Here is a 24,086-nt window from a genome sequence, read left to right as displayed (position 1 = left end):
GCCACTTGTCAGCGCCGTATCCCTTAGATGGTGATGGTAGGACAAAATTCAACCCTACCCACATCCATACCTCATATTTGTCGTCGAACGCTCACAGGTTCTTACCATTGGTGGTAGCCGAACCTGCCGTCGTGACAGCGCTCGCGCCCTGCCGCAAGCGACCTAGCGCCCCGCCGCCAGCAACTCCATCAAGCGCCCGCGTTCTTCACTCGACAACCGCTCGCCGGACTGTTGCCGCCTCAGCAAGGCATCGATCTCTTCCTGCCGGGACGGGGTCTGACTGGCTCTCTGAAAATAGCTCACCAGACCATCGAGCTCCGCCGCCCTGGCTGCCACCGGGATCAACAACTCCCGTCGCGCCAGCGCCGCCAGCCGCTCACCGTCCTCGCTACCGTGGAAGTGCATCAGCAGCACCTGAGCGCTTGAGTAGCCGCCAGCGCGCAGCAAGGTAATGACCTCCCGGCACAACCGGGCGTCCTCATCCTGCCCCCCGCACCAGTCCAGCGATTCGGGCAAGCGCTCCACCAGCCTGGGCTCGTGAACCAGCAATTGCAGGGTTCGCGCCATCAGGCCAAGGGCGCCGCCGGAACGGCGCGGCCGTGGAGCCGGCTCGCCGTCCTCGACGACGGGTTCGAAAAACTCATCGACCGGCGCGACGTCGTTGTCCTCGGGCGCCGGCGCCAGCAGCGCCTCGAAGCGCGACTGCTCGACCCCGGTGCGACGCGAGAGTTCGGTCAGCATCAGCGACTTGAGCACCCCCTGCGGCAGCTTCTCGATCGCTGCCAGCACCTGACTGGCGTAGCGCTCTCGCGACTCAAGCTGGGCCAGATCGCGCCCCTGGGCGGCGTGCTCGAACAGAAACTCCGACAGAGGGCTTGCGCACGTCACCCGATCCTCGAAGGCCTCGGTTCCCTCCTTGCGCACCAGGGAGTCGGGATCCTCCCCCTCCGGCAGGAACAGGAAGCGTGCCTGGCGACCATCGATCATCTCCGGCAGCACCGTTTCCAGCGCCCGCGCCGCCGCCTGACGTCCCGCCTTGTCGCCGTCGAAGCAGAACACTACTTCGCTGACCAGACGGAAAAGCCGACGCAGGTGATCGGCGGTGGTGGCGGTGCCAAGCGTCGCCACCGCGTTGCGGATGCCGAACTGGGCCAGCGCCACCACGTCCATGTAGCCCTCGACGATCAGCAGGCGTTCCAGGCGATGATTGGCCTGACGTGCCTCATAGAGGCCGTAGAGCTCGCGCCCCTTGTGGAACACCGGCGTCTCGGGCGAGTTCAAATACTTGGGCTTGGCGTCGCCCATCACTCGGCCGCCGAAGCCAAGCGTCCTGCCGCGAATATCGCGGATCGGAAAGACCACCCGGTCGCGGAAGCGGTCGTAGCTGCGGCCACTGTCCTCGTGATGCACCAGCAGGCCGTACTCGATCTGCACCGATTCATCGACGCCCTGGCTGCCCAGGTGTCGCTTCAGCGCCTCCCACTGGGCCGGCGCGTAACCGATGCCGAAGGTCTCGCGCACCTCATCGGACAGCCCTCGACCCTCGAGGTATTCGCGCGCCGCCTTGCCTTCCGGCATCTTGAGCCGCTCGCGAAAATAGCTGGCCGACATTTCCAGCAGGTTGACGCCTTCCTTGCGCTTCTTCTCGCGGGCCTGGGCGCGAGGGTCGTCCGCCCCTTCCCTCGGCACTTCCATTCCCATCCGCGAGGCCAGCTGCTCCACCGCTTCGGGAAACCGCAGCTTGTCGTACTCCATCAGAAAGCGCAGGGCGTTGCCGTGGGCGCCGCAGCCGAAGCAGTGATAGAACTGCTTGTCCGCACTGACCGTGAAAGACGGGCTCTTTTCCTGGTGGAAGGGGCACAGACCGGAATGGTTGCGCCCGGCCTTTTTCAGCTTGACGCGCTCTCCTACCACTTCGACCACGTCGACGCGGGCAAGGAGATCATCGATGAAACGCTGGGGAATCTGACCGGCCATATTCTGCTCGACAGGAGCCCTCTCGACTGAAGCGCGCTAGTCTGGACTGAAACGCGCTAGACAATGCACTAGCAGGAGCAAGAGAAGCGAAGCGGGAGTCGGCGACAAACGTCAGAAAAACAAGCGGCCACCTCAATGGCGGCCGCTTGGCGTCCTCCTGAACCGAGGGCGGCGGACCGCGCTCGACTCAAGTACGGATCAATAGAGCCGTTCGAAACGCTTGCGCTCGCGCTGGAGCTTCTTGGCGTGACGCTTGACAGCGGCAGCAGCCTTGCGCTTGCGCTCGGCAGTCGGCTTCTCGTACTGCTCACGACGACGAACCTCGGACAGAACGCCGGCTTTTTCACAGGAACGCTTGAAGCGACGCAGAGCGACGTCAAACGGCTCGTTATCACGTACTTTGACAGAAGGCATTAAGCACTCACCTACCTTGGGTAACTTGAGTTCGGTTTGTACGCACACCTTCAAGGCCAATACCCCGCACCACTCCTTGTCCGGCCAACCCTTGAGCTGACAACAGCTCAGCGCAGGAACCCTGCGGGCATGACCTGAAACGGAACAGAGACGGGGGAAGCGAGCCCTGGATGCACGACCCAGTCTTGCAGCGGACAGTATTTTAGTGACCATCCCGCTTTCTTGCAAATGCTTTCGTCTCGCTCACCCTTCAATCTGTACCCGCCGCCAGCGCTGCTTGCCTGCCACAAGGCGCGCCGCGGCCGCCGAAAGGGAGCCCGTCGCTTATGCAGCGGAAGCCAAATCGGCGTAGAATACTCCCCCCTTTCACCGTTTCCCGAGCCCGATCCATGCGCGTACTAGGCATCGAAACCTCCTGCGACGAGACCGGCGTCGCCCTTTACGACACCGACCGCGGCTTGCTGGCCGATGCGTTGCATAGCCAGGTGGCGATGCACGCGGACTACGGCGGTGTGGTGCCGGAACTCGCCTCTCGCGACCATACCCGGCGCCTGCTGCCGTTGATCGACCAGGTGCTCTCTGGAGCACAGCTCGAACGCACCCAGCTGGACGCCATCGCCTACACGGCAGGCCCCGGACTGGTCGGCGCGCTGATGGTCGGCGCCAGCACCGCCCACGGCATGGCCCGCGCACTCGGCATTCCGGTGCTCGGCGTTCATCATATGGAAGGACACCTGCTCGCTCCCATGCTCGAGGACGAGCCTCCGGCCTTTCCCTTCGTGGCATTGCTGGTCTCGGGCGGCCACACCCAGCTGGTCCAGGTTGACGGCATCGGGTGCTATCAGCTGCTGGGCGAATCGGTGGACGATGCCGCCGGCGAAGCCTTCGACAAGGCTGCCAAGATGCTGGACCTCGATTATCCCGGCGGCCCGCGGGTAGCCGCCCTGGCCGAGGGCGGCGACCCGGGCCGCTTCCGCTTCCCCCGGCCGATGACCGATCGCCCGGGTCTCGACTTCAGCTTTTCGGGGCTCAAGACCCACACCCTGACCGCCATTCGTCAGTTAGAACAGGCTGGCCAGCTCGACGACCAGGCCCGCGCCGACGTCGCCAGGGCCTTCGAGGAAGCCGTCGCCGACACCCTGGCGATCAAGTGCCGTCGGGCCCTCAAGCAGACCGGGCTCACCCGCCTGGTGGTGGCCGGCGGTGTCAGTGCCAATGTGCGCCTGCGCGCCAAGCTGGAAGAAGCGACGCGAAAACAGGGGGCTCGCGCCTACTACCCTCGCGGCCGCTTCTGCACCGACAACGGGGCCATGATCGCTTATGCCGGTGCTCAGCGTTTGATCGCAGGAGAAAAGGATATCGTGGGTCAGATGCAGGCGGTGCCGCGCTGGCCGATGGATCAACTCAGTGCGCCGTAGTCGACTAGCAAGAAGAAAGGGCCATGATTGCGCTCTCTATACGCCCAGGTGCCCTGCCTGCCCCATCGAGCCGGTCGCGTTACAGGTGGGGCTCCTTGCCCTGGCGCAACCGGCCGATATTGATGGCGTGGCGGGCCACCACAAGACCGGCGAATACCAGCACCACCCAGACAAAGTCCGGCGCCAGCCACAGGCTCAGCAGCGGGGCCAGGGTGGCGCTGGTCAGTGAGGCCACCGCCGCGGTGTGCGCCCACCAGGCAAGCAGCACCCAGATCACGGCGCTGACCAGGGCTACCCCAGGGGTCAACAACAGCATCACGCCGAAGGCGCTGGCCACCGCCTTGCCACCACGGAAGCGAAACCACGCCGGGTAGCAGTGGCCCAGCAGCACACCGAGCCCCACCAGGCCTAGCCCCCAGGGCGGCAGTTCGAGCCACAGGCCGAGCAGCAGCACAGGCCAGCTTTTCAGGGCGTCGATCGCCAGCGTCGCCAGCGCCAGCGGCACGCCGTGCTGGCGAAGCACATTGGAGAAGCCGGGATTGCAGGAGCCGCTGAGCCGCGGATCCGGGCGCCCGGCCCAGCGGCAGACGCTGATGGCGCCCAGCCAGGTGCCGCTCAGGTAGGCAAGAGCGGTCAAGGGCAGTATCACTTCCAACGATGAACCCATGGCGACTCCTGACCCGACGCAACCGGTGCTGGCGAAAGATGCCACACTCAAGGGCATTCCGTCGTAGTTTGCCAGTACGAGCACTCGCGAGTCACCCGCGGCCTGTTTCCCGGGGGGCGGCTCAAGTACAATCGGGCGCCTTGTCACACCTGCTTTTCCCGGTTCTTGCTTAGCGGCCGGGAGGACAATCACCGGGGATCACCGATGGATCAGGTACTGATCGAAGGCCTTGAACTGGATACCGTCATCGGCGTCTATGACTGGGAGCGCAGCATCACCCAGCGCCTGACGCTGGACCTGGTGCTGGCCACCGACATCCGCGCTGCAGCGCAAGACGATGACCTGAGCCAGACCCTCGACTATGACGCCATCAGCCGTCGCATCGGGGTCTTCGCCGAAGAACACAGCTTCGAGTTGGTGGAAACCTTCGCCGAGCGGCTGGCGGAACTATTGCAGGAGGAGTTCGGCGTGCCCTGGCTGAAGATGACCCTGCGCAAGCCCGGGGCGGTGGCCAACGCCCGCGCCGTAGGCGTCAGCATCGAGCGCGGTCAGCGCCCCGGGGGCCACTGATGGCGCTGGTAACCCTGAGTCTTGGCAGCAATATCGAGCGCGACCAGCATATTCGCGTCTGCCTGGACGCCCTGTCGGAGACCTTTGGCGAACTTGCCATCTCGCGGGTCTACGAAAGCAAGCCGGTCGGCTTCGAAGACGGTCGCAACTTCTACAACCTGGTGGTCGCCCTCTACAGCGACTGGTCCGTTGGCGAACTGCAGGCCTGGTGCAAACGTCTCGAGGCCGCCAATGGTCGACGCAAGGACAGCCCCAAGTTCAGCCCTCGCACCCTCGACGTGGACATCCTCACCGTCGGCGAGCAGGTAGGCGACATCGACGGCGTCAGCCTGCCGCGAGGCGAAATCCTGCACCACGCCTTCGTGCTCTGGCCCATGGCCGAGCTGCTGCCGGAGCACCGCCACCCCCTCGACGGGCGCTGCTATCAAGAGATCTGGCAGGCCTTCGACGCGGACGACCAGCCGTTGTGGCCCATCGAGTTCCACTGGGGGGATCGGGCGCTGCCTTCACGCGCAGCACTCGAGGGGACTCTCGAGCAGTAGCCCCGCAAGCCCGCTAGCGCCAGGCGTCTTCCAGGACGGCAAGCCGCCTGTGTCGTAGCTCCTGACCCAGCGCCGCACCCTTGAAGCCCTCATCGAGCAGGTCTCTGGGCGAGAGCGCCCGCGCCGTACGATAGCCCAGCGCCAAGCGTTCGGCGTCCCCGGGACGCCTAAGTGCCAGCACCGCCAGCAGCGGCGCCACCCGCTCACCGCGGCGCCAGGCGTCGATGCCATCGAGCCAGTCCATGGCGATCAACGGCGCCGAGCGATCACCGTCCTGAGCAAGCGACGCCGCCAGCTGTCGGGTCGACGCCAACTGATGCCCGGCGTCACGATAGTCGTTGGGTAGCTTGAGGCGTTCCTCCAGGGCCTTGCGTGCGGGCGCACTCAGCGCCTCCACCAGGCGCCCCCAGCGCCAACAGGGCGAACCGGACAACGCCTCGGGCAATCTCGTCATCCGCACAAGCGCGCGCTCCAGGGCATCACCGCCCGCCTCGTTCAGCGCCGGCATCAGCCGCTCAAGTGCACCGCAGGCGGCCAGGGCATCGAAGTAATGCCGCGGCTCGGGCTCGCCGAGCGCTTTCTCGGTCTCCACCCAGACCCGCTCGGCCACCAGATGGTCGAGCTCACCGCTGTCGGCCAGTTGGCGCATCAGCGCCTGGGTCGGTTCGGCGATGCGAAAGCCAAGACCTGCATAACGGGCCAGAAAGCGGGCGGTACGCAGCACCCTCAAGGGATCCTCGACGAAAGCCGGGCTGACGTGGCGCAGCAGTCGATCATCGAGGTCTCGACGGCCATCGAAGGGATCCACCAGCGCGCCGTCGAGTGACTCGGCCATGGCGTTGATGGTCAGATCGCGGCGGGCCAGGTCTTCCTCCAGGGTCACCTCGGGGCTGGCGTGCACCACAAAGCCGGTATAGCCGTGACCGGACTTTCGCTCGGTCCGCGCCAGGGCGTACTCTTCGTGGGTCTCGGGGTGCAGAAATACCGGAAAGTCGCGCCCCACCGGGCGAAAACCACGCTGGCGCATGGCCTCGGGGGTGGCACCGACCACCACCCAGTCGGTGTCCTTCACCGGCCAGCCAAGCAGCGCGTCGCGTACCGCGCCACCCACCCGATAGACCTCCAGCCCCGCACAAGGCTCGTCGCCCTGACGCTGCTCGCGTTCCTGGGTCATGACGCCGTCCGGCTCACCCGTTCGGGCAGGCGATGCTGCCACTCGGTAAAGCCACCATCGAGGCTGTAGACGCGCTCGAAGCCCTGGGCGCTGAGCCAGCTTGCCGCCTGCTGGCTGGAATGGCCGTGATAGCACACCACTACCAGGGGTCTATCCTTCGGCGTCTGTTCGACCAACGGCCCTACGCTGTGGTTGTCCAGATGGCGGCTGCCGGGAATGTGGCCCTGGGCGTAGCTGCCGGGATCGCGAATATCGACGAGACACAGCTCGCCTTGCTCATCGAGCCACTGGCTCAGGCGCTCGATATCCAGATGTTCGAAGGCGGCGGACGTCATATGGACTCCTTGATAAAGGGAAGGGTCGGGCACGGGGAAGCGGGTATCGGCGAGTGGCCTGCGGCGTTACGCAAACTGCCGACTGGGCACGCTGATGCGCTCGCCGCTGTCCAGGTCCAGCGCGGTCAGACTGCCGCCCCAGACGCAGCCGGTATCCAGCGCCTCGGCGCGAACCCGACTGCCGATGGCCTCGCCGTTGAGCGCGGCCCAGTGGCCGAACAGCAGCCAGGGATCATCCTGGCGAGGGTACTGAAACCAGGGAGCGAAGCCATCCGGCGCACTGTCCAGGCCTTCCTTGGCGTCGAAATCCAGGCGCCCCTCGGCGTCGATGAAGCGCATACGGGTCAGGGTGTTGACGATGGCCCGCAGGCGGTCGACCCCTTCCTGGTGCGGCTTGAAGCGGCGCGGACGATTGCCGTACATGCGCGTGAGAAAATCGCCGGCACGCTCGCCGGTCAGCATCCACTCGACCTCACCGGCCAGCGACTCGGCCTGATCCAGCCCCCACTGGGGCGGCAGGCCGGCGTGGGTCATCAGGGTATTGCCATCGCGCACCAGCAGCGGCCTGGCCTGGAGCCAGTCGAGCAGGGTCTCGCGATCCTCGGCCTCTAGAATATCGTCGATGGTGTCCTTGCGCTTGGTCGCGGCGCCACCTCGCGCCACCGCCAGCAAATGCAGGTCGTGGTTGCCTAGCACCACCCTGGCCGCCTCCCCCAGCGCCATCACTTCGCGCAGGCAGGCCAGCGACCCCGGCCCGCGGTTGACCAGATCTCCGGCCAGCCACAACTGATCCCGACGTGGATCGAAGTCGAGCGCCTCGAGCAGGGCGATGAATTCCTCGTGACAGCCTTGAAGGTCACCGATAGCGTAGCGTTTCATAGGATCTCGGGGCTCTTGAAGGGCGTTCGATTCGCCAGATCAGTGAATCTGGTTGGGTGTGGCCAGGCGAAACACCGTGATCGGCACCTCGAAGGGACGCTGGCTGGCGGTGTCCACGCAGGTGTAGGCCCCTTCCATGAACCCTACCGGCCCGTCGAGAATGGCACGACTGGTGTACTGAAAGGTCTGACCGGGGCCTATCATCGGCTGCTTGCCGACCACCCCCTTGCCGCGAACCTCCTGGACCTGCCCGCTGGTCTGGGTGATCTTCCAGAAACGCGCCATCAACTGAATATTCCCCGGCGAATGATTGTGTACCGTCACCGTGTAGCTGAACACAAAGCGGTTCTCCATCGGCGAAGATTCATCTTCACGATAGGCGGGCTCCACATCGACCCTTACGTCGGGCATCTCGCTCATGACGGATTCTCCTCTGCACTCAGGGCGTTGGCGATGGACACGAACTCTTCCACCTCCAGCGTCTGGGGCCGCCGGCTCGGATCGATACCGAGGGCCTCGAGGGCGTCACCGTCGATGCGTCCCTTGAGATTGTTGCGCAGCGTCTTGCGCCGCTGACCGAAGGCCTCGCGCACCACGTCGAACAGCAACGTCTCGTCCTTGGCCCGCCCCTGGGGTCGCTCACGCGGGGTCAGCCTGACGATGGCCGAGTCCACCTTGGGACGCGGCACGAAGGCCTCCGGCGGTACCACGAACAGCGAATCGACGTCGCAGAAGTACTGCGCCAGCACCGACAGCCGCCCACGATCACCTCCGCCCGGTGGCGCCGCAAGACGATCCACCACCTCCTTCTGCAGCATGAAGTGCATGTCCTGGATGGCGTCGCCGGCCTTGAGCAGGTGCGAGATCAGCGGGGTCGAGATGTTGTAGGGAAGGTTGCCGACGACCCTGAGTGGCTGGCCCTCGCCGCGTAGCGCAACGAAGTCCATCTTGAGGGCGTCGCCTTCGTGGATGACGAAGTTCGGGTGATTGAAGAATTGCACCCGCAGCCCCGGAATCAGGTCCCGGTCCAGCTCGATGACCTCGAGATCACCGTCGGTGGCATCGAGCAGTGGTTCGGTCAGCGCCCCCTGGCCTGGGCCGATCTCGACCATACGGTCGCCGGGGCGCGCCCCGATGGAACGCACGATGCGCGAGATGACGCCGGGATCACGCAAGAAGTTCTGACCGAAGCGCTTGCGGGCCCGGTGCGCCGTGGGGCGGGATGACATGCTTGAATCCTTTGCAAAACGAGGGTTGGGGTGACGGACCTTCAGCGCTCGGCCACCCGGGTGCCCATATCCTCGGCGAGGGCAATCGCCACCGCCAGGCTATCGGGACTGGCGGTGCCATGCCCGGCCAGGTCCAGGGCGGTGCCGTGGTCCACCGAGGTCCGTGCCAGCGGCAGCCCTAATGTGATGTTGGCGGCCTGGCCGAATCCCGAGTACTTGAGCACCGGCAGACCCTGGTCATGATACATCGCCAGCACCGCGTCGACGCCGTCGAGATGGCGCGGGGTGAACAGGGTATCCGCCGGCAGCGGCCCGTCAAGGGCCAGTCCTTCTTCACGTAGCCGTTCGAGCACCGGGGTGATGATCTCGATCTCTTCGCGCCCGAGATGCCCATCCTCGCCGGCGTGGGGATTCAGACCGCACACGGCGATCCGCGGAGAGACAACGCCAAAGAAGTCTGTCAGGTCCCGGGCCAGAATACGCAGCACTCGCTCGAGCCCCTTTTGAGACAGCGCATCGGCCACCTCGCGCAGCGGCAGGTGGGTGGTCGCCAGGGCCACCCGCAGCGGTATCGAACGCAATGAATCAGTGGTGGCGTCGGCCGAGACGACGCGCCCGTGCAGGGCGCTGTCGGTGGCCAGCATCATGACCACCTCCTCGACCCCGCAGGCATCGCGCAGGTACTCGGTGTGGCCGGTGAAGTGGTGATGGCCCGCGTCGCGGATCACCCCCTTGTGCAGCGGCGCCGTGACCATCGCCGAGGCCTTGCCGGCCAGGCACTGGGCCACCGCCATATCCAGGGTCTCGAGCACATAGTCGGCGTTGGCCGTCGACAGCACGCCAGGCTCGCTGGCCTCCTTGAGCGCGACCGGCCACACCGCCAGACGCTGCCGGCGCGGCCCCGGATGCGCCTCGCCCGGTGCCACTATTACCACCTCGACATCCAGTCCGAGCGCCAAGGCGCGAGCCCTCAACAGCTCTGGGTCGCCAATGGCGACCCAGTCGGTGGCGTGGCGCGCAGCCAGCATCAGGGCAAGCTCGGGACCGATGCCGGCGGGTTCGCCGGTGGTCACCACGATCGGTGCCTTCATCCGCTGCGACATCAGCCCTGGTTCAGGCGCTTCTCGACGAAGGCCTCGCCGCGAATTTCCTGAACCCACTTCTCGAGTTCATCGCCGGCCTTGCGCTGGAAGATCGCCTGGCGCGCCTCCTCGCGGCTGGTACCGACGCCTTGCTGCTGCAGATAGCGCTCGACCTCGGACTCGGAGATGTTGATCCGGCTGGACACCAGGGCCTGCTGGACCTTCATGATCAGCATCTCGCGACGGATCTGATCACGCACCTGGGACAGGCTCATGCCCTGGGACTCGAGCCGATCGGCGAACTGCTCCAGGCTGACACCGTTCTGGTTGGCCACGGCGCGCACCTGACGATTGAGCTCGGTATCGTCGACGCTCAGGTTCATGCGCTCGGCCATCTGCACCTCGATCTCCTCGACGATCATGCGGTCCAGAATCTGCTCACGCAGGGCCTGCTCCGGAGGAGTGTCCATGTCGCTGGCGCGCAGTCTGGCCATGGCCTGCTCGACACGGTCATCGAGCTGGGAGGCCATGATGGCGTCCTCGTTGACCACGGCGACGATCCGATCCAGCGGCTGGCGGTAACCGTCCTGGGCGTGGGCCGCCACGGTGGTCAGTGCCAGGCAGGCGGCCATCGCCAGGGCGGCAAGGGGTCGGCTACGCATAGTCATGCTTCCTCGTTCACTCAGATTCGATGCGGCGAGCACGTCTCGTGCTCGCCGTTGGGGATACGCCAGGGTATTTAGTTCAGGCCGGGACGGTAACCGGGCACCGCAGACTGGAAGTAGGTGTCCGCGTCGCCACCGATGCCACCGAAGCCCTTGAGCACAAAGCGCAGGAAGAGCCCGCGATCCGTGGTGTCGTCCTCGATGTTGTTGGCGGTGTCCTCGTCTTCGATCCACTCGCGCCACACGACCTGCACACCATAACAGCAGTCGTTCCACTGCACACCCGCCATCTGGTCGAGGGCACGGTCGTTGGTGTTGTCGTAGAGCACCCGGCCGATGACGTCGAAACGATCCGTCGCCTTGTAGGCGAAGGACATGTCGTACTCTTCGCGGTTGTAGTTGCGAACGTCATCGTCATCGTCGGCGTTGTCGAAGCCTTCGATCTCCCAGCGGTAGCCCAGGTTGAGCACGTGACCGGCGTCGGCACGGTACTGCACGCCGAGGCCGGTGCTCTCGGTGCGACTCTCCTCGTCGTCGTAGAGCCACTGCCAGCGGGTGCTCCAGTTGTCGGTGATCTGCCAGTTGATTCGGGTCACCCAGGGCGAACGATCGCGGGTGGCTTCGTAGTAGTCGAACGACTCCTCATCACCGGGCAAGGTGTCGGGATCACCGGCCATATCGATATTGCGGTCCTCGAAGTAGGCCGACTGCCCGACCCCCACAGACAACCGCTCGCGGCCGCTCTGGTCTTCGAGGAAGCGGCTTTCCACGCCGTAGGACAAACGGTTCAGGTCACCCAGACGATCGCCGCCGGAGAAGCGGTACGGCGACCACAGCTGGCCCCAGGAGAACGCAAGTTCCTCGGTGTCGAAGTCGGGGAAGTCGCTCTGGTCGCGCTCCGGTACGTAGGCGTAGTTGAGGCGTGGCTCGAGGGTCTGGCGCCAGTCGTCACCGCCAAAGGCGAAGTCGCGCTCGAAGATCAGCCCGGCGTCGATGGTGGTCACCGGTGCGGTCAGCGTCGGGCTCTCGCTGTTGTCGGTGATGCGCTCGTCATAGTCGAGGTCATAGCTCGTGTGCTGCAGCGCCACGCGGGGTTCGAAGAACCCCCAGCTCGGCTCGAAGCGGTAGCCCACCGCCGGCGCCAGATCCAGGCGGGCGCCCTTGACGTCTTCCCTGAGCGGGATGCGGCGCTGGGTATCCTCGTAGTCGTAGAAGCCGTTCTCGTCGCCCTCGATATCGCGCCAGAAGTAGGTGGCGTTGGAGTTCCACTCCTGATAGAAGCCGAGGTCCTGGGACCAGCGGCCGTTGGCGGTCAGGCTCGGCAGCCGGTAGAAGGGCTTGTCGCCTTCGTCGACCGGATCGTCCAGCAGCTGATAGCCCTGGGCCTTGGCCTGGAGGTTCCAGGTGTCGCCGAGGTAGTCGATCTGGGCCAGACGCGCCATGTTGCTGGTATCGGTCTCACCAAAGGTACGCCCGAAGTCATCGAAATAGCGGCCGTCACTGGCGGCGCCATAGCGCAGCCGGTAGGGAACGCGCGAGCTGAAGCGCCCGTAATGGCTGTAGTCGAAGTACCAGCGTTCGTCGCCGTTCTCGAGCTCGGTGGTGGAGTCGTCATCTCCGGCGGACTCGTCGTCACCGATGTAGGCACCTTCCAGAGTGCCCTGATCGGTGGGAAACAGGTAACGGAACTCCGCCCCCATCAATAACCCGCTGTCGTCGATCCAGCGCGGGGTGATGGTGGCGTCATAGTTGGGCGCCAGATTCAGATAGAAGGGCTGTGCGTAGTCGACACCACCGTCGGAGACGCCGATGGTCGGCCACAGGAAGCCTGTCTGGCGCCGCTCGTCGATGGGAAAGCGCACCCAGGGCCAGTAGAACACCGGCACATCGCCTACCTCCAGGCGGGCATGCTTGGCGGTACCGTAGCCTTTGTTGCGATCCAGCAGAATATCGTTGCCGATCAGGCGCCAGGTGCTGTCGCCAGGCTCACAGGTGGTGAAGCTGGCCTCGCGCAGACGAAAGACGTTGTCACTGACTCGCTCGAGCTGGATGGCATCGCCGCGCAGGCGCGACTCGTGGGCCACGTAGTGGGCCGAATCGATGGTGGCCTGGTCGCTGTTCAGCGACACCTCGGCGCTGTCACCGCGCACCAGCAGGCCCTTGTCGCGCAGGGTCAGGGGACCACTGGCGTTGGCCAGGTCACGCTCCGGTGGTACCTGCACCCGGGTTGCCTCGAGCTGGGTATCGCCCTTGCGCAGCACCACTTCACCGTCGAGCACGGTGTCACCATCGGTGCCGTAGTTGGCGGTGTTGGATTCGCTGTTGACCTGGCCATCGATGGCCGGCGCAGGAAGGCGGTATTCGGGCTGAACGTAGTAGCCTCGGCACACCGTCCCGGCGGGACGGTCATCGCCCCAGGGCTGCCAATCCATCTGGCTTGCCGGCAGGGGTTCAGGTGGGGCCGCCCACAGGGGGGACGACACCAGACTGGTGGTGGCGAGGCCCGCCAGGGCCGTCCATGCGTATCGCTTGGCCATGTTGCACGCTGTCCTCGACGGGGTGAATCGGTATTATACAGGCCGCGGCCGACCTGTAACGCCGATCTGTTCCAACGAGATTCGCGCCACGGCCGCCCTTGATCCATGCACAGCATGCGGTGAGGCCAACGGAGCGTCAACCGACATTGGCATCCTTCGCCCTGCCGCCACCAGGAGTTTTCCCCCCGATGTCCCAGGCTGAAAGCCCCCGCCGACTCGAGCAACTGCGCCTTTGGGCACAGGCACAGCACCCGTCCATCGAGGGCTCGAGCGATCTCGTGCTGGCCGCCGGCGACGCCAGCTTCAGGCGTTACTACCGCCTCACCCTGGAAAGTGGGGAGACCCGCATGCTGATGGACGCCCCACCCCCCCAGGAGGACGTCGGCCCCTTCGTCGCCATCGCCCGTGACTGGCACGCAGCGGGCCTGCCGGTACCCCGGGTCTATGCCGTGGACGCCGACCAGGGCTTCGTGGAGCTTGAGGACCTCGGCGACGAGCCGCTACACCTGGCCCTCGACGGTGCCGACGAGGCCACCACCCACGCCCATTTCGACGCCGCCATCGCGCTGCTCGAGGAGCTTCAGCGGAAGGCTCCGAGCGATAGCCTGCCGCCCTACGACGCCGTAACGCTGGCCCGGGAGCTGGACCTGTTCCCCGACTGGTGCCTCGCCCAGTGGCTGGAGTTGGATGGCCAGCCTCCCGGCTGGCCTGCGCTGCGCCAGGCGCTGATCGAACAGGCGCTGGCCCAGCCGGCGGTCACCGTGCACCGCGACTTCGATGCCATGAACCTGATGCGTCACGCCGCCGAACTGTGGTTGATCGACTTCCAGGACGCCCTGGCAGGCCCCATCACCTATGACCTGATCTCGCTGTTGCACGGGCGCTATCGGCGCTTCGATGCGGCCACCCGGGCGGCCTGGAGCGAGGCTTTCCGCCAGCGCGCGATAGCCGACGGGCGCCTGTCTGACTCGGTAGATAGCGACAGTTTCCTGCGCTGGGTCAATGCCATGGCTGCCCAGCGTGCGCTCAAGGTGCTCGGCATCTTCTGTCGCCTGACCCTGCGCGACCAGCGCGACGGCTACCTGGCGCGTCTACCTCACTTTCTTGCCCATCTTCAGGACAGCCTCGAGGGGCTGGAGGGCCTCGCGGGACACGCCGACTTCAGCGCCTGGGTCGAAGACAGCCTGCGCCCGCTGATCGAAGCCCGCGTCGCAGAGGTGCGCCCATGAAAGCCATGATCCTGGCCGCCGGTCTCGGCAAACGCATGCGGCCGCTGACCGACCACTGCCCCAAACCCCTGTTGCCGGTGGCCGGCGAACCGCTGATTGGCCACCACCTCAGGCGCCTGGCCGGCTGCGGTATCGAACAGGTGGTGATCAACGTCAGCTACCGTGCCGACCAGATTATCGAGACCCTGGGCGACGGTGAACGCTACGGGGTATCGATTGCCTACAGTCGCGAGGACGAGCCGCTGGAGACCGCCGGCGGTATCGCCAAGGCTCGCCCACTGCTCGGCGAGGAGCCCTTCGTGTTGGTCAGCGCCGATGCCTTCTGCGACATCGACCCCAGCGCCCTGCCCTCTCTGGAGGGCGATCTGGCCCATCTGGTGCTGGTCGACAACCCCGTCCACAACCCGGACGGCGACTTCCACCTGGCGGCCGGCGGCAGAGTTTCGAGCGACGGCTCGCCAAAGTTGACCTACTCGGGGATAGCGCTGATCGACCCGCGTCTGGTGAATGACCTGCCCGCTCCCTGCTATCCTGTCGCTCCACTGCTTCGCGAGGCCATGGCCCGCGACCTCGTCGCCGGCACCCACCATCGGGGAGACTGGGTCGACGTGGGTACGCCCGAGCGCCTCGAGGCGTTGAATCACAGACTCGGCGGCGCTCCTGGCGAACGCTGATTGAGTCCGGCTGCATCCTGCAGACCGCATCCTGCAGACCGCATCAAAAAACATCGACATCACTATCGCAGAAAAAGAAGGAATCCCCATGAAAGCCAGCGTCAAATGGACCGACGGCCGTCAGTTCGTGGCCGAATCCGGTAGTGGCCACGCCGTGGTCATCGACGGCCCCCCCGATCACGGTGGCCGCAACACCGGGCCGCGCCCGATGGAGATGCTGCTGATGGGCATGGGCGCCTGCACCTCCTTCGACGTGCTGGAGATCCTCGAGAAGTCCCGCGCCCCGGTGGAAGACTGCGTCGCCGACATCGAGGCCGAACGCGCCGACAGCGTGCCGTCGGTGTTTACCAAGATCCACGTGCACTTCACCGTCACCGGCAAGGGGCTCAAGGAAAAGCAGGTCCAGCGCGCGGTGGAACTCTCCGCCGACAAGTACTGCAGCGCCTCCATCATGCTGGCCAAGGGCGGCGTCGAGGTCACCCATTCCTACACCATCGTCGAATCCTGAGGCCGCTTCGAGCGCCGCGCAGCAGCGAGCGCCTCGGATCGACAGCCACCCTCACGCAAAAGCCCCTGCCGATCGGCAGGGGCTTTTGCTGTCAGGGAGAGGCCATCGCAGCATCAGGCGCTGGCCACCGACACAGGATCAGATGCGGTAGACGCTCTTGGTCATCACCCTGGACATCAGCGTCATGCCGGCCTTGACCGGGCCAGGGAACCTGGCGCCACCAGCCTCCAGCGCCTGCTGGGCGTGGTGGGCCTCGTCGATGGCCATCTGCCTGAGCACCGCCCGGGAGCGCTTGTCCCCTCCGGGCAAGGTCTCGAGGTGCTCGTCCAGGTGCTTGCCTACCTGCTCCTCGGTGGCGGCGACAAAGCCCAGGCTGACACGATCGCCGACCGCCCCCGCCAGCGCCCCCATGCCGAAGGACGCCGCATAGAACAGCGGATTGAGTCGACTGGTGGGCGCATTCAACTCCCTGAGCCGGTCCTCGCACCAGGCAAGGTGATCGATCTCTTCCTGGGCGGCTTCCTCCATCTGGCCACGCACCTCCGGCAATTTGGCGGTCAGGCCCTGGCCCTGGTACAGCGCCTGGGCGCATACCTCGCCGGTGTGGTTGATGCGCATCAGGCCGGCGGCGTGATGGCGCTCATCCGGGCTCATTTCGCCGTCATGGATCGTATCGACCGCGGGCGTCGGCCGAGATGCCCGCGCCGCCCCCGGCACCAGGGTGCGCAATACATTGTCGAACTGATGGATGGCCCGATCGGCGGGGCTGAGAGAGCGGGACATGGCGCGATCCTTGTACGACTAAGTGAGCCAGCGAACATGGGCGAAACGATGAACGTTCGCATCAAGGGATTATTCTACGCAAGCGTCGGCGGCACTCAAGCGCCGGCTTTTCAAATGGGGCACCGGCCCCTCGGCAGCGCCTAGAAACAAAAAGCGATCGGCGCCGGTTCTTCATGTTGAGGGCGGCGACGCCTCGACGCTCAACACACACCAAAAGCGATCGGCGCCGGCTTTTCAAATGGGGCACCAGCCCCTCGGCTGCGCCTAGAAACAAAAAGCGATCGGCGCCGCCTGGGGGACACCAGGCGACGCCGGAGAATGCACGGATGCGTCGAGCGCTTGAACTGCCGGAAGAGACTCCGTTGCGCGCCGGCTAGCCAGCCGGCCATGTGAAGCGACGACCGCCCATCACGTGCATGTGAATATGATAGACCGTCTGGCCGCCGTCTTCATTGCAATTCATCACCACCCTGAAGCCGTCTTCGGCAAACCCGAGGTCCTTGGCCAGACGCGAGGCGGTCAGCGGCAGGCGCCCCACCAGTGCCTGGTCTTCCTCGGTGATGTCGTTGAGGGTGGCAATATGCTTCTTGGGGATGACCAGCATATGGGTCGGGGCCTTGGGATCGATATCGTTGAAGGCCAGCACCTGATCGTCCTCGTAGACGATATCGGCGGGAATCTCGCGGTTGATGATCTTGCAGAACAGGCAATCCATGGCAGGCTCCGGGGCACACTGAAAAAACGGTGTCTTCGAGATTACCCGCCAACAGGGCTGCTGTCAGTCCCCTGACTCGCCCGATCACTGACCCAGGCCCCATGAGCAACGTTCCCAAACCGCCAGTTATGCATCTCTGGTCATCGCGCTCGCCTGCCCCCCCAAGCCATTGCGGCTATGGTACAACCGTAGCTCCCATGCATTTTCGGAGTGTCGCCTGCCATGCATCACACCGCCCTGCTGCTGATCCTTCTGATCATCATCGCCTTTGCCCTGCTGTCGCGGCGCATCTCGGCCTCGCTGATCAGTCTGCCCATGGTGTTCATGGCCGCGGGGATGGGGCTGGGCGCGCTGACGCCGGACCTGGTGCCCATGGACATGCAGCAGGAGCTGACCCAGGTAATCGCCGAGATCACCCTGATCATCGTGCTGTTCGCCGATGCCTCGGTGGTCAAGCTGAAGTCTCTGCGCCAGAACCTGGCGATTCCGCTGCGCATGCTGTTGATCGGCATGCCCCTGACGGTCTTGCTGGGCACGCTGATGGCCAAGTGGGTCTCGCCGGAAGCAGCCTGGGGCACCGCCATGCTGGTGGCGGCGATTCTTACCCCGACCGACGCGGCCTTGGGCCAGGCGGTGGTATCGAGCCCCAGCGTGCCGGAACGTATCCGCCAGTCGATCAACGTCGAAAGTGGGCTCAATGATGGTCTGGCTGTACCCGTGATTCTTGCCTCGGCACTGCTGGCGGTGGCGGCCACCGGCACCGAGGTCGCCGACGCCCCGAACAACCTCTGGACCTTCGCCCTGCTGCAACTGACCCTCGGGCCGCTGGTCGGGGTGCTGTTCGGCTGGGGCTTTGCCCGCCTGCTCGACGCCGCCATCGACCGCGGCTACGTCACCGTCATCTATCAGGGCATCCTGTTTCTGGCGCTGGCCTTCCTGATCTATCTGGTCGCCGAAACCGTCGGCGGCAACGGCTTTATCGCGGTGTTCCTCGGCGGCCTGACCTTCGGCAACCAGCTACGCCATGACACCACCTTCATCGAGGAGTTCATGGAGAGCGAGGGCCAGCTCTTGACCATCGCCACCTTCCTGATCTTCGGTGCGGTAATGGTGCCGCTGGCCCTCTCGCATGCGTCCTGGAAGACCGTTGCTCTGGCGCTGATGTACCTGTCGGTGATTCGCATGATTCCGATCTGGATATCGCTCACCGGACTCGGCTTGTCCGCCTATGAAAAGACCTTCCTCGGCTGGTTCGGACCTCGGGGGTTGGCCAGCATCCTGTTCGCACTGCTGATCTACGATCAGTACCCGATCCCCGGCAGCGACGAGATCCTCGCCTGCGTGGTGTTGACGGTCATGATCTCGGTGGTGCTGCACGGCGTCAGCGCCCAGCCCATGGCCCAGCGCTTTGTCGGCTCTGGCGCCGCCAAGGACGCCCCCGTCAAGCAGGCGCCTCCCGGCCACTGACCCCCCCTCCAGGATGAGCGGGACTGGCATGGCACCACGAAGGTCAGTCCCCGCCCCGGGCCGCCCGCTCCATGGCCCGGTCCAGCGCCCTGAAGACGTCATCATCCAGCGACTGCGCCACATTGAAGCGCAGGTAGTGACTGTTCGCCGTTTCCGGGCTGAACACCTCCCCAGGCGCCAGTACCAGATCCTCGTCCAACGCCGCTCTGGCCACGTCCTTGGCGCAGAGCCCCGCGGGCAGTCGCGTCCACAGAAAGAGCCCCGCACTGGGCTCCACCCAGGGCTCCAGGCCCGCCGAGCGCAGTCGCGGCATGACCTGTCCCATGGCGTCTGCCAGGCGCGTCCTGAGCACGTTGAGGTGACGTCGATAGGCGCCTTCCCTGACCAGCTGGAACACCAGCTCTGCCGACAGCGCGCTGGCGCCAAAGGAGGTCGCCAGCTTCAGGTCGACCAGCTCCTCGAACCACTCGGGGCGGATGGCGATATAGCCACAGCGCACCGAGGCCGACAGGGTCTTGGAGAAGCTGCCCACCTGGATTACCCGCTCGAGCCCGTCCAGCGCCGCCAGGCGTGGTGACGCCTGGTGCTCGAAGTCGGCGAAGATGTCGTCCTCGATGATCAGCAGGTCGTGACGCTCGGCCAGGCGCAGCACGCGGTGGGCCACCGCCAGTGACAGGCTGGCACCGGTTGGATTATGCAGCCCCGAGTTGGTGATATAGAGCCGCGGACGATGCTGCTCGAGGGCCTCGGCAAGGCGCGATAGGTCCGGCCCCGCAGGGCTGAAGGGCACCCCCACCACCTTGACCCGGTGGGCACGCAGCAGGGCATGAAAGTTGAAATAGCAGGGGTCATCGACCAGCACGCGGTCGCCCGGCTCGAGCAGAAACCGACACAACAGATCGATGGCCTGGGTGCCGGACTCGGTCAGCAGGATCTGGGACGGCGCCGCCTCGACCCCCCGCTCGGTAAGGCGATGCGCCAGCACCTGACGCAGTGCTTGCAGGCCCTGGGGCGACGCATAGTCGGTCAGGCTGGCGACAGCGCCGGAACGCCTCGCCAACTGCCTCAGCCCACGGCGAATCTCCTCGTGGGGCATCCACTCTGCCGGCAGCCAGCCACAGCCTGGCCTCAGCCGGTAATGGTCGCTCTCGAGCGCCTGGCGGGTCAGCCACAGCGGGTCCACTTCGCGCTCGCGACGGGGCGCCAGCTCCGCCAGGGACAGCGGCGGCAAGCGATCACCGACGAAAAAGCCGGCGCCGCGACGGGAATGGATGGCGCCCTCGGCGACCAGCCGATCGTAGGCCTCGACCACGGTGGAGCGTGACACCCCGAGCGATTCAGCCAAGCCGCGAATCGACGGCAGGCGCGCACCTGGCGCCAGCTGACGCTGGGCCATGCGGCGCTGGATCAGCGCTACCACCTGCTCGACCAGGCTGATGCCCGCCCGACGATCGATGTCCTGTGCCTTCATCTGTACTGGAGGCTCCACCATGACAGTTTGTCAAAACTGTACTGCACCGTCTCTGGCTGCACCAGCGCACGCCCTTCACCCTAGGCGCTACTGACCCGCCACGGAGTTCGCGCAGATGCCCTCACGACACCGACCATTGAACCCGACACACCGCCCGGACCTTGGCAAGGGCTGGGCCTGCGGCGCCCTCGGCATGGCCATCTTCAGCGGTTCATTGCCCGCCACCCGGGTGGCGGTGAGGGCCTTCGATCCGCTGTTTCTGACCTTTTCCAGGGCCAGCCTGGCGGGACTGGTGGCGGTGGTATTGCTGGCGTGCCTGAAGGGACGCCGGCCGCGGACCGATGAGCTTGCATCACTGGGGCTGGTTGCCGCCTGCGTGGTGGTGGGGTTTCCACTGCTGACCGCCATGGCGCTGGAGCACGTCAGCGCAGCGCACTCGCTGGTCTATATCGGCCTGCTGCCGATGGCTACCGCGCTGTTCGGGGTGCTGCGTACCGGCGACAGGCCCCGCCCGGCGTTCTGGGCCTGCTCGTTGAGCGGTGCTGCGCTGGTCGCAGGCTTCGCGCTCGGCCAGCCTGGCAGCGCCTCCTTGACCGGCGATCTGTTGATGCTGGCCGCCGTGACCGTCTGCGGGCTCGGTTACGCCGAGGGCGCGCGACTATCAAGACGGCTGCAAGGCTGGCGGGTGATCTGCTGGGCGCTGACCCTGACCCTGCCGTTGATGCTGCCTCTGGCGGTCGCATCGCAACCGCTGACCCTGCAGGGTATCGGCAGCGCCGCCTGGTGGTCGCTGGGCTATGTATCGCTGTTCAGCATGCTGATTGGCTTCATCTTCTGGTATCGCGGCCTGGCGCTCGGTGGGGTGGCCGCGGTGGGTCAGCTACAGTTGCTGCAGCCGTTTCTCGGGCTTGGCCTGGCGGCCTGGTTGTTGAACGAGTCGATCAGCGTGGCGATGCTCGCCACCTGTGCCGCGGTCGTGGTGTGCGTCGCCGGCGCAAAACGCTTCGCCACACCAGCTCCGGTGCCGTCGATCCCGACCTGTCAGTCAGACGAAGCCGGCATCAACGGTGCGGCAGCTCAACGAAAACGTCGTTGGGCCAGCAGATGACGCACCAGCGGACCGAGGATCAGCTCCATCGCCAAGGATAGACGAGAGCCGGGCACCACCAGGGTGTGGGGGCGACTCATGAAGGCGTCCTGAATCATCGCCAGCAGGTAGGGAAAATCCACGGTGGACGGATCGCGGAACCGGATCACCACGAAGGACTCGGCATCGGTGGGGATATCCTGGACCTCGAAGGGGTTCGAGGTATCTACCGTGGGCACCCGCTGAAAGTTGATATGGGTACGCGAGAACTGCGGCAGGATGTAGCGCACGTAGTCATCCATGCGCCCCAGGATGGTGTCGATGACCGCTTCCTGGGTGTAGCCGCGGGCGTGCATGTCGCGGTCGATCTTCTGGATCCACTCGAGGTTCATGGTCGGGGCGACGCCCACCAGCAGATCGACGTGGCGGGCGATGTCCACCTCACTGGTGACCAGCCCACCGTGCAGGCCCTCGTAGAACAGCAGGTCGGTACCGGTGGGCAGCGGCTGCCATTCGGTGAAGGTGCCGACCTGGTAGCCGGCCTCGATCATCTTCTTGTCTTCGGCGTGGATATAGTGCCGGAAGGTCCCGGCGCCGCTGTCACCGTACTCCTGGAACAAGGTCTCCAGGCGATCGAGCAGGTTGGCCTCCACCGCAAAGTGGGACAACTCATCCTTGCGCTCGGGCTCCTCGCGAAAGATCCGCGCCATCTCCTGGCGGGTGTAGCGATGGAAGGCGTCACCATCGACGAAGGCGGCATGGACGTCTTCCCGGGCGAACATGCGCTCGAAGGTACGCTTGACCGTAGTGGTGCCGGCACCGGACGAACCGGTGACCGCGATGACTGGATACTCCCTCGACATCAGCCAGCCCTCGCCAGGGCGTTACGTACCGCTTCGGGCACCGCCACCGCACGCCCTGCCTGGGGGTCGACCACCATCAGGTTGAGCCTGGCGGTCGCCACTATCCGCTGGTCGCTGTCGCGACGCATGCGATGGTAGACCGTGATGGCCTTGCGCGCCGGTTCGGGGATGGCGGTCTCGACCGTCAAGGCATCCGGCCAACGAGACTCGGCCTGGTACTGCACCGCCAGGTCAGCGGCGACACTGGGATAGCCTCCCATGTCACCTTCGTGAAGCCCGAGATGGGCCAGGGCGGCCGCCCTGGCCTCGTGCAACAGCGAAATCACGGCGTCATGGCCCAGATGGTGCCCGTAGTTCATGTCGGTCACGCGCACCGTCAAACCATGACGGTGGACGATCGCCTGCTCGGGAAACTCCAGTTTGACGCGTTCCATGCTCGCTCCTTGCTGATTATTGTTGGTCAGTACCATGGGGCAAGCCAGACCGGTACCCGACGATCAGGACTGCCGGGCCATGGCGCGGTGGGCGATGTCCGAACGCCAGAAGGCGCCTTCGAAACTCACCGTCTTGACCCCGCGGTAGGCCAGCTCCCGAGCCTCGCCAAGATCCTGACCGAGGGCGGTTACGCACAACACTCGTCCGCCGGAGGTGACCACCTGGCCATCCTTTTCCGCGGTGCCGGCGTGGAAAACCTTGACGCCCAAGGCCTCGGCACTGTCGCCTCCGCTGATCACGTCGCCCTTGCGGTAGCTGCCGGGGTAGCCTTCGGCGGCCATCACCACACCGATGGCCGGACGCGGGTCCCAGCGGCAATCGTGACCGGACAGGCGACCCTCGGCGCCGGCCAGACACAGCTCGGCCAGATCGCTCTGCAGACGCATCATGATCGGCTGGGTTTCGGGGTCGCCGAAGCGGCAGTTGTACTCGATCACCTTGGGTTCACCCGCGTCGGTGATCATCAGCCCGGCGTAGAGGAAGCCGGTATAGGGATGCCCTTCGTCGGCCATGCCACGCACCGTGGGGCGAATCACCTCGTCCATGATGCGCTGGTAGACGCTGTCGGTGACCACCGGTGCCGGCGAATAGGCGCCCATGCCGCCGGTGTTGGGGCCGGTGTCGCCCTCGCCCACCCGCTTGTGGTCCTGGCTGGTGGCCATGGGCACGATGGACTCGCCATCCACCATGACGATAAAGCTGGCTTCCTCACCTTCGAGGAATTCCTCGATCACGACACGAGCACCGGCATCACCGAAGGCGTTGTCTTCGAGCATGTCGCGAACCGCCGCCTCGGCCTCGGCCTCGGTCATGGCCACGATGACGCCCTTGCCCGCCGCCAGGCCGTCGGCCTTGATGACGATGGGTGCGCCCTTGTCCCGCAGATAGGCCAGCGCCGGTTCCACGGCGGTGAAGGTGCTGTAGTCAGCGGTGGGAATGGCGTGGCGAGCCAGAAAGTCCTTGGTAAAGGACTTGGACCCCTCGAGCTGGGCAGCGCCCTGGGTCGGGCCGAAGATCGCGAGCCCGGCGTCACGAAAACGATCCACCACTCCCTCGACCAGCGGCGCCTCGGGGCCCACGATGGTCAGGCCGACGCTCTCGCGCCGGGCAAAGTCCACCAGCCCGTCGAGGTCGGATACCGCGATATCGACGTTGGTCAGTCCCGCCTCCCGTGCGGTGCCGGCATTGCCTGGCGCCACGAAGACCGAGGAGACGCTGGACGACTGGGCGACCTTCCAGGCCAGGGCATGTTCGCGGCCACCGCCGCCGATGATCAGGACCTTCATCCGCTCAACTACCTTTCGA

25 protein-coding genes are annotated in these 24,086 nt (G+C 65.5%); 8 read left to right on the top strand and 17 right to left on the bottom strand.

The annotated features are described in order from the left end of the window. Positions 1 to 162: 162 nt before the first annotated feature. Positions 163 to 1,977, bottom strand: a complete 1,815-nt coding sequence (gene dnaG / locus NFG58_RS03890) for a DNA primase (RefSeq protein WP_045991859.1) — start codon at positions 1,975 to 1,977, stop codon at positions 163 to 165. A gap of 198 nt (positions 1,978 to 2,175) precedes the next feature. Then, on the bottom strand, positions 2,176 to 2,391 hold the full coding sequence (gene rpsU, locus NFG58_RS03885; RefSeq protein WP_013333229.1) for a 30S ribosomal protein S21: 216 nt from the start codon (positions 2,389 to 2,391) through the stop codon (positions 2,176 to 2,178). Between the two features lie 389 nt (positions 2,392 to 2,780). On the opposite strand from rpsU, the gene tsaD reads away from it, so the two are divergent. Further along, complete coding sequence (tsaD, locus tag NFG58_RS03880; RefSeq protein ID WP_348827626.1) at positions 2,781 to 3,809, top strand: tRNA (adenosine(37)-N6)-threonylcarbamoyltransferase complex transferase subunit TsaD; 1,029 nt, start codon at positions 2,781 to 2,783, stop codon at positions 3,807 to 3,809. A 79-nt stretch (positions 3,810 to 3,888) separates the two neighbouring features. Here the strand turns inward: tsaD and NFG58_RS03875 are convergent, their stop codons facing one another. Further along, the gene (locus tag NFG58_RS03875) at positions 3,889 to 4,476 is read right to left on the bottom strand and encodes a glycerol-3-phosphate acyltransferase (RefSeq protein ID WP_348827625.1); all 588 of its coding nucleotides are present in this window, start codon (positions 4,474 to 4,476) and stop codon (positions 3,889 to 3,891) included. A 204-nt stretch (positions 4,477 to 4,680) separates the two neighbouring features. On the opposite strand from NFG58_RS03875, the gene folB reads away from it, so the two are divergent. Together folB and folK are read left to right on the top strand one after the other, a co-directional pair. Then, a complete protein-coding gene (gene folB / locus NFG58_RS03870) occupies positions 4,681 to 5,046 on the top strand; it encodes a dihydroneopterin aldolase (RefSeq protein WP_045991856.1) in 366 nt (121 codons plus the stop codon). Next, the gene (folK, locus tag NFG58_RS03865) at positions 5,046 to 5,588 is read left to right on the top strand and encodes a 2-amino-4-hydroxy-6-hydroxymethyldihydropteridine diphosphokinase (RefSeq protein ID WP_045991855.1); all 543 of its coding nucleotides are present in this window, start codon (positions 5,046 to 5,048) and stop codon (positions 5,586 to 5,588) included. The genes folB and folK overlap by 1 nt, the downstream gene beginning before the upstream one ends. 13 nt (positions 5,589 to 5,601) lie before the next feature. Here folK and NFG58_RS03860 read toward each other — a convergent pair whose 3' ends face one another. The 8 genes from NFG58_RS03860 to NFG58_RS03825 all read right to left on the bottom strand — a co-directional run bounded on the left by NFG58_RS03860 (position 5,602) and on the right by NFG58_RS03825 (position 13,489). Continuing rightward, positions 5,602 to 6,762, bottom strand: coding sequence for a polynucleotide adenylyltransferase (locus NFG58_RS03860; RefSeq protein WP_348827624.1), 1,161 nt, complete (start codon positions 6,760 to 6,762; stop codon positions 5,602 to 5,604). After that, the gene (gene glpE, locus NFG58_RS03855; RefSeq protein ID WP_045991853.1) at positions 6,759 to 7,097 is read right to left on the bottom strand and encodes a thiosulfate sulfurtransferase GlpE; all 339 of its coding nucleotides are present in this window, start codon (positions 7,095 to 7,097) and stop codon (positions 6,759 to 6,761) included. Before glpE ends, NFG58_RS03860 begins: the two co-directional genes overlap by 4 nt. 66 nt (positions 7,098 to 7,163) lie before the next feature. Next, a complete protein-coding gene (locus NFG58_RS03850; protein WP_045991852.1) occupies positions 7,164 to 7,976 on the bottom strand; it encodes a symmetrical bis(5'-nucleosyl)-tetraphosphatase in 813 nt (270 codons plus the stop codon). Between the two features lie 39 nt (positions 7,977 to 8,015). After that, positions 8,016 to 8,396, bottom strand: coding sequence for a Co2+/Mg2+ efflux protein ApaG (apaG, locus tag NFG58_RS03845; RefSeq protein ID WP_045991851.1), 381 nt, complete (start codon positions 8,394 to 8,396; stop codon positions 8,016 to 8,018). Then, positions 8,393 to 9,205, bottom strand: coding sequence for a 16S rRNA (adenine(1518)-N(6)/adenine(1519)-N(6))-dimethyltransferase RsmA (rsmA, locus tag NFG58_RS03840; RefSeq protein ID WP_108448069.1), 813 nt, complete (start codon positions 9,203 to 9,205; stop codon positions 8,393 to 8,395). The genes apaG and rsmA overlap by 4 nt, the downstream gene beginning before the upstream one ends. 41 nt (positions 9,206 to 9,246) lie before the next feature. Next, positions 9,247 to 10,296 carry a 4-hydroxythreonine-4-phosphate dehydrogenase PdxA gene (pdxA, locus tag NFG58_RS03835; RefSeq protein ID WP_348827623.1) on the bottom strand — a complete coding sequence of 350 codons (1,050 nt, stop codon included), beginning with the start codon at positions 10,294 to 10,296 and terminating at the stop codon, positions 9,247 to 9,249. Between the two features lie 11 nt (positions 10,297 to 10,307). Then, on the bottom strand, positions 10,308 to 10,949 hold the full coding sequence (locus tag NFG58_RS03830) for a SurA N-terminal domain-containing protein (protein WP_348827622.1): 642 nt from the start codon (positions 10,947 to 10,949) through the stop codon (positions 10,308 to 10,310). Positions 10,950 to 11,026: 77 nt separating this feature from the next. After that, the gene (locus tag NFG58_RS03825) at positions 11,027 to 13,489 is read right to left on the bottom strand and encodes an LPS-assembly protein LptD (RefSeq protein ID WP_348827621.1); all 2,463 of its coding nucleotides are present in this window, start codon (positions 13,487 to 13,489) and stop codon (positions 11,027 to 11,029) included. A 188-nt stretch (positions 13,490 to 13,677) separates the two neighbouring features. On the opposite strand from NFG58_RS03825, the gene NFG58_RS03820 reads away from it, so the two are divergent. The 3 genes from NFG58_RS03820 (at position 13,678) to NFG58_RS03810 (ending at position 15,900) form a co-directional block, all read left to right on the top strand. Beyond that, complete coding sequence (locus NFG58_RS03820; RefSeq protein WP_348827620.1) at positions 13,678 to 14,718, top strand: phosphotransferase; 1,041 nt, start codon at positions 13,678 to 13,680, stop codon at positions 14,716 to 14,718. Further along, complete coding sequence (gene murU / locus NFG58_RS03815) at positions 14,715 to 15,392, top strand: N-acetylmuramate alpha-1-phosphate uridylyltransferase MurU (protein WP_045991846.1); 678 nt, start codon at positions 14,715 to 14,717, stop codon at positions 15,390 to 15,392. Before NFG58_RS03820 ends, murU begins: the two co-directional genes overlap by 4 nt. 88 nt (positions 15,393 to 15,480) lie before the next feature. Further along, entirely contained in the window at positions 15,481 to 15,900 is a 420-nt protein-coding gene (locus NFG58_RS03810; protein WP_108131335.1) for an OsmC family protein, read from the top strand. A gap of 138 nt (positions 15,901 to 16,038) precedes the next feature. On the opposite strand, the gene coq7 is transcribed toward NFG58_RS03810, so the two are convergent. Together coq7 and NFG58_RS03800 are read right to left on the bottom strand one after the other, a co-directional pair. Beyond that, positions 16,039 to 16,683, bottom strand: coding sequence for a 2-polyprenyl-3-methyl-6-methoxy-1,4-benzoquinone monooxygenase (gene coq7 / locus NFG58_RS03805; protein ID WP_348827619.1), 645 nt, complete (start codon positions 16,681 to 16,683; stop codon positions 16,039 to 16,041). A gap of 373 nt (positions 16,684 to 17,056) precedes the next feature. Further along, positions 17,057 to 17,398 (bottom strand): histidine triad nucleotide-binding protein, encoded by a 342-nt coding sequence (locus NFG58_RS03800; protein WP_045992116.1) that lies wholly within the window; start codon positions 17,396 to 17,398, stop codon positions 17,057 to 17,059. A gap of 222 nt (positions 17,399 to 17,620) precedes the next feature. Between NFG58_RS03800 and NFG58_RS03795 the strand changes: the two genes are divergently transcribed. Beyond that, a complete protein-coding gene (locus tag NFG58_RS03795; RefSeq protein ID WP_045992117.1) occupies positions 17,621 to 18,865 on the top strand; it encodes a sodium:proton antiporter in 1,245 nt (414 codons plus the stop codon). Between the two features lie 43 nt (positions 18,866 to 18,908). On the opposite strand, the gene NFG58_RS03790 is transcribed toward NFG58_RS03795, so the two are convergent. Further along, complete coding sequence (locus NFG58_RS03790) at positions 18,909 to 20,336, bottom strand: PLP-dependent aminotransferase family protein (RefSeq protein WP_108448063.1); 1,428 nt, start codon at positions 20,334 to 20,336, stop codon at positions 18,909 to 18,911. Between the two features lie 136 nt (positions 20,337 to 20,472). Here NFG58_RS03790 and NFG58_RS03785 point away from each other — a divergent pair, with 136 nt between their 5' ends. After that, a complete protein-coding gene (locus tag NFG58_RS03785) occupies positions 20,473 to 21,444 on the top strand; it encodes a DMT family transporter (protein WP_348827618.1) in 972 nt (323 codons plus the stop codon). Here the strand turns inward: NFG58_RS03785 and NFG58_RS03780 are convergent. The 3 genes from NFG58_RS03780 to purD all read right to left on the bottom strand — a co-directional run bounded on the left by NFG58_RS03780 (position 21,414) and on the right by purD (position 24,067). After that, entirely contained in the window at positions 21,414 to 22,286 is an 873-nt protein-coding gene (locus NFG58_RS03780) for a phosphoribulokinase (protein WP_045992119.1), read from the bottom strand. The genes NFG58_RS03785 and NFG58_RS03780 overlap by 31 nt on opposite strands. Next, positions 22,286 to 22,720 carry a thioesterase family protein gene (locus NFG58_RS03775; RefSeq protein WP_108448062.1) on the bottom strand — a complete coding sequence of 145 codons (435 nt, stop codon included), beginning with the start codon at positions 22,718 to 22,720 and terminating at the stop codon, positions 22,286 to 22,288. Before NFG58_RS03775 ends, NFG58_RS03780 begins: the two co-directional genes overlap by 1 nt. Before the next feature lie 63 nt (positions 22,721 to 22,783). Beyond that, positions 22,784 to 24,067, bottom strand: a complete 1,284-nt coding sequence (gene purD, locus NFG58_RS03770; RefSeq protein ID WP_045992121.1) for a phosphoribosylamine--glycine ligase — start codon at positions 24,065 to 24,067, stop codon at positions 22,784 to 22,786. Positions 24,068 to 24,086 lie beyond the last annotated feature (19 nt).

It is taken from the genome of Halomonas sp. RT37, assembly GCF_040070525.1.
Taxonomy (GTDB): Bacteria; Pseudomonadota; Gammaproteobacteria; order Pseudomonadales; family Halomonadaceae; genus Halomonas; species Halomonas litopenaei.
This window is presented reverse-complemented; position numbering and strand designations above follow the sequence as displayed.